We start from the raw sequence: 6590 nt of genomic DNA on the forward strand, positions 1-6590 counted from the left end.
GCCTGGCTGCGCTGCAGCTGCGCGCCCGAGCACGCGGCATGGCACTGCCCGACGAAGTGGCCCGCTTCATCCTGCATCGCGGGCCGCGCCGGCTGGGTGAGCTGTTCGAGCTGCTGGGCACCCTGGACAGCGCCTCTCTTTCCGCCCAGCGCCGGCTGACGATCCCCTTCGTCAAGCAGGCGCTGGGCTGGTAGAGCAGTTGCCACAAGGAGGTGGCGCTCAGCGACTGAGGTCGACGCCAAGCTGCTGGCCGTTGCGCAGCTGTACCTGGCGGATCACCACCCGGGGCTGGCCGCTGGCCGGGTCGGGGCCACTGCCGGAAAGATAGAAGTGGCCGGAGGGGAGACCATTCAGGCGAAAGCGGCCGTTACCATCGGTGCGGGTGGTATGGGTGTACTCGCGGGCTCGCGGGTCGGCGGGTTCCACGGCGATGCCGGCCAGGGCCTTCTCCGCCGCCTCGGCGGAGTAGGTGGTCACCGGGGCCGCCGAGACGCCGGCATTGGGCACGGGGCGTCCGCCGATGGTCAGCTGGCCGCTGATCACGGCGCTGCCCGTCTTCTCGAGGGAGGCATACTCCGCGGCGGGGAAGGCCACCTGGCGGGCCACACGGCCCGATGGAACCTCACGGGGTTCCTCGACGGTGGGCGGTCTTTCCGCGGGCTCGACCTCGCGGTCGATCACCTCGATGCGATCGGTGGGCGACGGGGCAGGGGGCATGAGCTCGCAGCCCGCCAGCAACAGTCCCGGCAGCAGCATCGGTATCCAGCGTTTCATGGTGTCACTCCCTGAGAAGAATCATCGGCGCCCTGTGCCCGTGCCAGCATAGCGCAGGCCAGGGCACGTGAAACCTGCCCGTTAACTTGCACGCAAAAAACCGCCGCCTTGGAGGGCGGCGGTTTTTCGAAGTGCGGCGGTTGCCGGCCTGGCCGGCAGCGGCGGCTTACTTCTGGGCAGTGGCCTTGGTGGCGGTAGCCTGGACCTGCTTGACGTTCTCTTCGGTCAGCTTCTGGCTCTGCTGGGCGAAGTCCTGCTGCAGGGCGACGACCTTCTCGGCATCGCCCTTCAGGCGCTCGGCCAGGTCCTTGGCGACCTTCTGCTGGCCTTCCATGTAGCTCTTCAGGCCCTCGGCATCCTTGACGGTCAACAGGGTGCGAAGCTGGGCCAGGCCGGTGTCGGTGTAAGCTTTGGTGGCGTCCAGCTGGGCGTGGGCCAGCTTCTCGGTGTAGTCCACCGCCAGGCTGGCGTAAGCACGGGCCGGGCCGAAGAAGAGGGCGTCGAACTGCTGGGTATCGAACTGCTTGGTGTCGAAGTTGAAGGCGTTCATCATGGTAGAACCTCCTGGTTCATCTGGTGTTGAGGAGCAGGAAGCCTGCCCTGTTGCAACGCACAATAGCAGAGCGGTTTGTGCACTGCAACATCCTCCGTGACGAAAAATCTCATACCCCGTCCAACGGCGTTGTGACGTGAGGAACTTGCGGTGCAGAGGCGTCGGCGCCAGGCTGAACCTGATCACCAACGCCGCCTGATAGGGAGCCAGCCATGAACGAGACGCGACTCGAGCGAGACAGCATGGGCGAGCTGGAAGTGCCGGCCAGCGCCCTCTACGGGGCCCAGACCCAGCGCGCCGTCAACAACTTTCCGGTATCCGGCCAGCCGATGCCGCCTCCCTTCATTCATGCCATCGCGCGCATCAAGCTGGCGGCGGCGCGGGTCAATGCCGGGCTCGGCCTGCTCGATGCCCCCCGGGCCGAGGCGATCGCTGCCGCCGCCGAGGCGGTGATCCGCGGCGAGCACGACAACCAGTTCCCGGTGGATCTCTTCCAGACCGGCTCCGGCACCTCAAGCAACATGAATGTCAACGAGGTGATCGCCAACCTGGCGAGCCGCGAGGGTCTCGAAGTGGGGCCCAATGACCACGTCAACATGGGGCAGTCGAGCAACGACGTGATCCCCACCGCCATCCATGTCTCGGCGGCGCTGGAGGTCACCGGGCGGCTGCGCCCGGCGCTGGTGCATCTGCGCGAGACCATCGAGGCGCGGGCGGTAGAGCTGGATGACGTGGTCAAGACCGGCCGTACCCACCTTATGGACGCCATGCCGCTGCGCATGAGCCAGGAGCTCGGCGGCTGGTCGAGCCAGGTGGGGCAGGCCGTCGAGCGCCTGGACAGCGCCCTGGTGCGTCTGTGCCGCCTGGCCCAGGGCGGCACGGCGGTGGGCACCGGCATCAACGCCCCCCCGGCGTTCGCCGAGCGCATGGCAGCGGACCTGTCGCAGCAGACCGGTCTTGCCTTCGCCCCCAGCGAGAGTTTCTTCGCCAGCCTCGCCTCCCAGGACGCCGCCGTGGAGCTCTCCGGGCAGCTCAGGGGGCTCGCCTGCGTGATCATGAAGATCGCCAACGACCTGCGCTGGATGAACTCCGGCCCGCTGGCGGGGCTCGGCGAGATCGAGCTGGAGGCGCTGCAGCCGGGAAGCTCCATCATGCCGGGCAAGGTCAATCCGGTGATTCCTGAATCCGCCGCCCAGGCAGCCGCCCAGGTGATCGGTCTCGATAGCGCCGTGACGATCGCCGGGCAGAGCGGCAACTTCCAGCTCAACGTGATGCTGCCGCTGGTGGCCCATAACCTGCTGACCTCGATCACCCTGATGAGCAACACCGCCTGGTTGCTCGGCAACCGGGCTATCGCCACCTTCCGGGTGCGCGAAGAGAACCTGGCGGAGCCCCTGGCACGCAACCCGATCCTTGTCACGGCGCTCAACGCCGTGATCGGCTATAACGCCGCGGCGGCCATCGCCAAGCAGGCCTATCAGGCGGGGCGGCCGATCCTGGACGTGGCCGAGGAGCAGACCGACCTCTCCCGGGAGGAGCTCGAGCGCCTGCTGGATCCGGCGGCGCTGACCCGGGGTGGCCTGCCGGAGTGGCCTGACTGCGCCGAGTCGCTCACATCACCTTGCGGCGCAGGAGCCAGGTGATCGCCTCGCCGAGCAGCACCAGGGCGACAATGGCGATCAGGATAGTGGCCACGGTGGGCCAGGCGAAGGTGTCGATGGCGCCCTGCAGCAGCACCCCGATGCCGCCGGCTCCCACCAGCCCCAGCACCGTGGACTCGCGGATGTTGATGTCCCAGCGCAGGATGACGATGGCGAAGAACGCCGGCATCACCTGGGGTACGACAGCATAGGCGATCACCTTGAGCTTGGAGGCCCCGGTGGCCTCCATGGCCTCCACCGGGCGTCGGTCGATCTCCTCGATCGCCTCGCCCATCAGCTTGCCGATGAAGCCGATCGACCGGAACATGATGGCGAGTATTCCCGCCAGCACGCCGGGGCCGAAGATCGCCACGAACAGCAGCGCCCAGATGATGGTGTTCACCGAGCGGCTCGACACCAGGATGAAGCGCCCCAGCCACAGGCAGGCTCGATTGGGGGTAGTGTTCTGGGCGGCAATATAGGAGACCGGCAGGGCAATGAAGATCGTCAGCAGGGTGGCCAGGGTGGCGATGTGGACCGTCTCGACCATGGCGGTCAGGATCTGTCCGAGGCCGCTGGGGTCCGGGGGCCACATGCGCGCCCCGAGGCTCGAGATCTGGTTGGGCGCATCCCACACCCAGGGCCAGAAGATATCGATGTCGCGCAATGCCCAGACGACCACCATGAGCGTCACGAGCAGCACGGCATAGCGGGTCAGGCGCTCCCGTCGGTCATAGCGCCGCCAGACGCGGTCGGCCAGGGCGTTGGCGTGATCTACCATATCTTCTTCCTCACCCAGCCGCTGATGCCCTCGCTGACCAGGATCACCGCGATGATGATCAGCAGGATGGCGAAGGCGAAGTCGTAGTCGTAGCGCCCGAAGGCGTTCATCAGGGTGCCGCCGATGCCGCCGGCCCCGACGATGCCCACCACCGCCGAGGCACGCAGGTTGCTGTCGAGCTGGTACATCGAGAGCCCCACCTGGCGAGGCAGAATCTGCGGGAAGACCGCATAGAAGAGAATGGCCAGGTAGCCGGCGCCGGTGGCGCGCATCGCCTCCACCTGGCCCCAGTCGATCTCCTCGATCTCCTCGGCGAGCAGCTTGCCGACGAAGCCGATGGAATAGAGCGTCAGGGTCAGGATCCCGGCCAGCGGACCGAAGCCCACCGCGGCGACGAAGAGGATGGCGACAATCACCGGGTGGAAGCTGCGCGAGATGATGATCACCGCGCGGCCGAACAGATAGATCGGCAGCGGGGCGACGTTGCGTGCCGCCATCACCGCGAAGGGAATCGACAGCGCCACGCCGAGCAGGGTGGCCAGGATGGCGATCTGGAGGCTCTCCGTGAAGCCGGTGAGCAGCAGGTCGAAGCGCTCGAAGCTCGGCGGGAAGCCTCCGCCGAAGATACGTGCCGCCCGCGGCAGACCCTCGCTGATGCGCGCCCAGTTGAACGGCAGACTGCCGAAGGCCCAGACCAGGTAGACGACCAGCACTGCCAGCAGGCCGTAGCGCAACAGTGGATTGGCGATGAAGGGTGGCTTGCGCCAGGTCCGCGGTGTGGTCGGGGTGCTGCCCTCAGGAGGCGTCATGGCGTTGTCTCTCCTCTGCCTGCGCCGGGGCGTCGGTGATGGCATCGTCCGGTGCCTCGATGCCGCCATAGATGGCATCCAGCGCGTCCTTGTTGAAGTCCGCCGGTGCCCCGTCGAAGATCATCTTGCCGTGGCGCAGGCCGACAATGCGCTCGGTATAGGTCTTGGCCTGGGCCACGTTGTGGATATTGATCAGCACCGGTAGCGACAGCTCGCTGGCCAGGCTCTGCAGCAACATCATGATCTGCTCCGAGGTGCGGGGATCCAGCGACGCCGTCGGCTCGTCGGCGAGCAGCACCTCGGGCTCCTGCATCAGGGCGCGCACCACCCCGACGCGCTGGCGTTCGCCACCGGAGAGTTCGTCGGCGCGCTTGTTGGCATAGTGGGCGATGCCCACGCGTTCCATCAGGGTGAAGGCCCGCTCGATGTCCTCGGGGGGATAACGCCGGGTGACGGCCTGGAAGAGGCTGACATAGCCGAGCCGGCCGGCCAGGACATTCTCCATGACCGTGAGCCGGTCGATCAGGTTGAAGCCCTGGAAGACCATGCCGATCTTGCGGCGCGCCTTGCGCAGGGCACTGCCGCGCAGCTTGACCAGTTCCATGCCATTGAGCCGGATGGAACCCGAGGTCGGCTCCACCAGGCGGTTGATACAGCGCAGCATGGTGCTCTTGCCGGCACCCGAGGCCCCGACAATGGAGACCACGCAGTTGTCTTCCACGACCAGATCCAGCCCCTGAAGAACGGGCTCGTCATGACCGTAGCGCTTGACCAGCTTCGAGATTTCCAGCATTCATCCACCTCGCCGATGACGATTCGCAAGCGGCGCTGCCCCCGTTTTTGCGGGGGCAGCGGCGGAGATCACTCGAGGTTGTCGCGGGTATAGCGAACGTCGTTGGCCGCCTGGATGGTGCGGATGACCTGCCAGTTGTCCCGGTAGTTGATCGGGACGAATTTCTCGACCCCCTCGAATTCGTCGCCGAGGGCCGTGCCGACGAAGTCGAAGCTGAAGAAGGCCTCCTTGATCTTCTCGACCAGGTCGGGGTGCAGGTTGTGGGCGTAGTTGTAGGAGGTGGTGGGGAAGGCGTCAGTCTCGTAGATGATCTTGACGTCCTCCTCGTCATAGAGGCCGCGGGCCGCCATGCGCTCGACCACCTCGGAGGCCACCGGGGCCGCGTCATAGTCGCGGGCCACCACGCCGAGCATCGACTGATCGTGGCTACCGGAGTAGACCACTTCGTAGTCCTCGTCGGGGACGATGCCGAGTTCGGGGAAGAGGGCCCGCGGGGCCAGGTTGCCGGAGTTGGAGGTCGGCGAGGTGTGAGCCACCCGCTTGCCCTTGAGGTCCTCGATGTCGTCGATGCCGGAATCGACGTGGGTATAGAGCTGCAGGGTGTAGCCGAACTGCCCGTCGTCGGAGCCCATCAGCGCGAAGGGCACGGCGCCGGCCAGGTTGACGGCGAAGGGCGTCGGTCCCGTGGAGAAACCGGCGATGTGCAGGCGCCCGCTGCGCATGGCCTCGACCTGGGCGGCGTTGGACTGTACGGCGAAGAAGCGCACGTTGCGCTCGGTCACCTCCTCGAGGTGGTCGATGAACGGCTGCCAGATGTCGGAGTAGATCGCCGGATCTTCCACCGGGGTATAGGCGAAGATCAGGGTGTCGGGATTGGCCCATTGGGACTCGTCGGCGGGCAGGTCGGCGACCATGTCTCCGTCCTCGTCGCAGAAGATGGCGTCCAGGTCGCCGCGGGGGCAGTCGGCCAGCGCAGGCGCAGTCAGCAGCATCGATAGCGGCAGCAGGGCGGAGGCCGCCAGGGCGGTCAGGGGGAATCTTCTTGACGCGATGGGTGACGCATTTCTTGACTTCACGGTGATGGTCAGCATGGCGTGCCTCTGGCTTGTTGTTGTTGAGACGACAGGGCGATGCTCGAAACTCGACACGCCCGATCCGGTGGTGTTTGCATCCGAAATATCGCTCTTCAATCTAGGTTTTGTGACGAGTCGATGTCAATCACTTTGCCCGACTGGTCAGG

7 protein-coding genes and 1 pseudogene are annotated in these 6590 nt (G+C 66.3%); 2 read left to right on the forward strand and 6 right to left on the reverse strand.

The genetic code is table 11. From position 1 onward, the window contains the following. Positions 1–194 (forward strand): annotated as a pseudogene (locus IBX53_RS13750) (DnaA regulatory inactivator Hda); the annotation flags it as partial. A 25-nt stretch (positions 195–219) separates the two neighbouring features. Here IBX53_RS13750 and IBX53_RS13755 read toward each other — a convergent pair. After that, the gene (locus tag IBX53_RS13755; protein ID WP_290910227.1) at positions 220–774 is read right to left on the reverse strand and encodes a carboxypeptidase-like regulatory domain-containing protein; all 555 of its coding nucleotides are present in this window, start codon (positions 772–774) and stop codon (positions 220–222) included. Between the two features lie 166 nt (positions 775–940). Then, positions 941–1324, reverse strand: a complete 384-nt coding sequence (locus IBX53_RS13760) for a phasin family protein (RefSeq protein WP_290910239.1) — start codon at positions 1322–1324, stop codon at positions 941–943. Positions 1325–1539: 215 nt separating this feature from the next. Here IBX53_RS13760 and IBX53_RS13765 point away from each other — a divergent pair, with 215 nt between their 5' ends. Then, the gene (locus IBX53_RS13765) at positions 1540–2970 is read left to right on the forward strand and encodes a lyase family protein (protein WP_290910229.1); all 1431 of its coding nucleotides are present in this window, start codon (positions 1540–1542) and stop codon (positions 2968–2970) included. On the opposite strand, the gene phnE (IBX53_RS13770) is transcribed toward IBX53_RS13765, so the two are convergent. From phnE (IBX53_RS13770) to phnD, 4 genes are all read right to left on the reverse strand, one after another. After that, complete coding sequence (gene phnE / locus IBX53_RS13770; RefSeq protein WP_290910231.1) at positions 2939–3748, reverse strand: phosphonate ABC transporter, permease protein PhnE; 810 nt, start codon at positions 3746–3748, stop codon at positions 2939–2941. The genes IBX53_RS13765 and phnE (IBX53_RS13770) overlap by 32 nt on opposite strands. Beyond that, positions 3742–4557 (reverse strand): phosphonate ABC transporter, permease protein PhnE, encoded by an 816-nt coding sequence (gene phnE / locus IBX53_RS13775; protein ID WP_290910233.1) that lies wholly within the window; start codon positions 4555–4557, stop codon positions 3742–3744. Before phnE (IBX53_RS13775) ends, phnE (IBX53_RS13770) begins: the two co-directional genes overlap by 7 nt. Next, a complete protein-coding gene (phnC, locus tag IBX53_RS13780; RefSeq protein ID WP_290910235.1) occupies positions 4544–5350 on the reverse strand; it encodes a phosphonate ABC transporter ATP-binding protein in 807 nt (268 codons plus the stop codon). Before phnC ends, phnE (IBX53_RS13775) begins: the two co-directional genes overlap by 14 nt. Positions 5351–5418: 68 nt before the next feature. Next, entirely contained in the window at positions 5419–6441 is a 1023-nt protein-coding gene (gene phnD, locus IBX53_RS13785) for a phosphate/phosphite/phosphonate ABC transporter substrate-binding protein (protein WP_290910237.1), read from the reverse strand. Between the last annotated feature and the right edge of the window lie 149 nt (positions 6442–6590).

The organism is Halomonas sp. (assembly GCF_014859505.1).
Taxonomy (GTDB): domain Bacteria; phylum Pseudomonadota; class Gammaproteobacteria; order Pseudomonadales; family Halomonadaceae; genus Halomonas.